Annotated in this window: 2 protein-coding genes and 1 pseudogene; all 3 read right to left on the reverse strand. The window is 61.3% G+C overall.

The window, feature by feature from the left end:
• Positions 1–646, reverse strand: a 646-nt coding sequence (locus tag ABYW26_RS13820; RefSeq protein WP_372605491.1) for a CaiB/BaiF CoA transferase family protein, incomplete at its 3' end; no start/stop codon positions are given.
• Positions 647–656: 10 nt separating this feature from the next.
• Positions 657–1,514: a MaoC/PaaZ C-terminal domain-containing protein gene (locus ABYW26_RS13825; protein WP_372605492.1), complete on the reverse strand. Its 858-nt coding sequence runs from the start codon at positions 1,512–1,514 to the stop codon at positions 657–659.
• 23 nt (positions 1,515–1,537) lie between these two features.
• Positions 1,538–2,059 (reverse strand): annotated as a pseudogene (locus ABYW26_RS13830) (thiolase); the annotation flags it as partial.

The raw sequence follows: 2,059 nt of genomic DNA on the forward strand, positions 1-2,059 counted from the left end.
CACCTTCGGCATGGGCCCAATAGGCAAAGGCGAACGCCCCCTCGGCCATTGCGATATCCAGATGCGTTCCCTGCCCGCTTGCCTGCCGCGCAATCAGGGCCAGCAGGATATTCATCACCGCAGGATAGGTTCCGCCTCCGATATCGGCGACCAGCCCGAACGGGGCCGTTGGCTGGTCATCCGGTCCACGACTGAGCGACAGGATACCCGCATCACCGACGTAGTTGAGGTCGTGGCCGGCGGCGCTGGCCTTTGGTCCGGTCTGGCCATAGCCGGTGATCGAACAATAGATGAGACCGGGATTGATCTTGCGCACCGCTTCATAACCAAGCCCCAACCGGTCCATCACGCCGGGACGGAACTGCTCGACCAGAACATCGGCCCTCTCGATCAAGGGGCGCAGACGTTCCACTGCGCCCCTTGACTTGAGGTCGATGGCCACCGATCGCTTGCCGTGGTTCAACACGGCAAATCCGATGCTCTCTCCGTCGATCTTGGGCTCGGTTTGGCGCGCGTCCTCGCCGACTCCGGGACGCTCGAACTTGATCACTTCGGCGCCGACCTCGGACAACATGAGCGTCGCCATCGGACCGGGAAGAAGTGTGCTGAAATCCAGCACCAGGATATCCTTGAGCGGTTGAGCCATCTTCACTGCCTCAGGCCAAGCGCGCCGCGCCGTTGTTCAGAACAACCACGTCGCGTGCCGGAATAGATGCTCGAAACCGGGCCTCGCCGTCCTCTTCCCAGATTTCGAACCGCACGGTTTCGCCGGGATAGACCGGCGCCGAGAACCGAACATCCAGACCGACAAGCCGGGCAGAATCATAGTCCAGCAACGTCTTGAGAATCGCCCGGGCCGCCAGCCCATAGGTCGCCAGACCATGCAGGATCGGGCGGTCGAACCCGACAGAACGGGCAACATCCGGGTCAGCATGAAGCGGATTGAAATCACCGCTGAGACGATAAATAAGGGCTTGGCGCGGCAGGGTATTGATATCACATACATGATCAGGCGCCCGATCAGGCAGCACTGCGGGTGCCGGACCCGCCTGGTTTTCACCGCCGAACCCCCCATCACCGCGACAGAAAGCCGACATCGCCACGCGCGCCAGTTTTTCGCCGCTGTCCGCGTCGATAATATCGCGGCTTTGGTAAATGACGGCTCCCTTGCCCTCGCCCTTGTCGGCGATAAAGTCGATCTTGCTGCGGCCGACAATTCGGCCATGTGTCGGCAGCGGCTTGTAGATGTCGAGCCACTGTTCTCCGTGCAGCACTTTCTGCCAGTTCACGCCGGTTTTCGGATTGCGCAGCCAGAAGCCCGGATACCCCAGGGTAACGGCCATAGAGGGAACCGCCTTCAGACCGTCCTCATAGACAAAGGCCAGTTCTTTCTTGTCTGTCGGATCTTCGCCGAACCCCAGCCCGAGTGCGTAAAGGATGGTATCCCGCTCGGTCAGAGTCTGCTTGATCTCTTCGAAATCCCAATTCGAAAGTGCTTCGAAATCCAGTGGCATGATCTTTCCTCCCTTGATCGCCGTCAGAGCGTGTTTCGTGACCCCAGTATTGCCGTGACCTGGCTGGACAGCACACCGCCATTGCCATGCGCCAGCGCCAGATCAATATCCTTCAACTGAATGCCCGGCGCGTCGCCACGGATCTGACGGGCAGCCTCGATCACTGTGAAGATGCCGTACATCCCGGGGTGCACGCAGGACAGGCCGCCGCCATTCGTGTTCACCGGCAACACGCCGCCAGGCGCGATGCGTCCGCCCTCGACAAAGGCCCCTCCCTCGCCCTTCGCGCAGAACCCAAGATCTTCGAGAAACAAAATCGTGTTGATGGTGAAGGCATCATAGAGCTCGACCGCCTGGATATCCGCAGGGGTCACTCCGGCCGCCGCAAAGGCGCGCGCGCCCGAGTCGCGGGCCGCGGTCACGGTGAAATCCTTCATCTGGGAAATCTGCCGGTGCGAGCTTGCCGCAGCACTGCCCAGCACATAGGCAGGTGCCTTCGGGAAATCCCGGGCGCGGTCCGCGCGGACCATTACGATCGCGCCGCC

This window comes from Actibacterium sp., from assembly GCF_041584535.1.
Classification (GTDB): Bacteria; Pseudomonadota; Alphaproteobacteria; order Rhodobacterales; family Rhodobacteraceae; genus Actibacterium_D.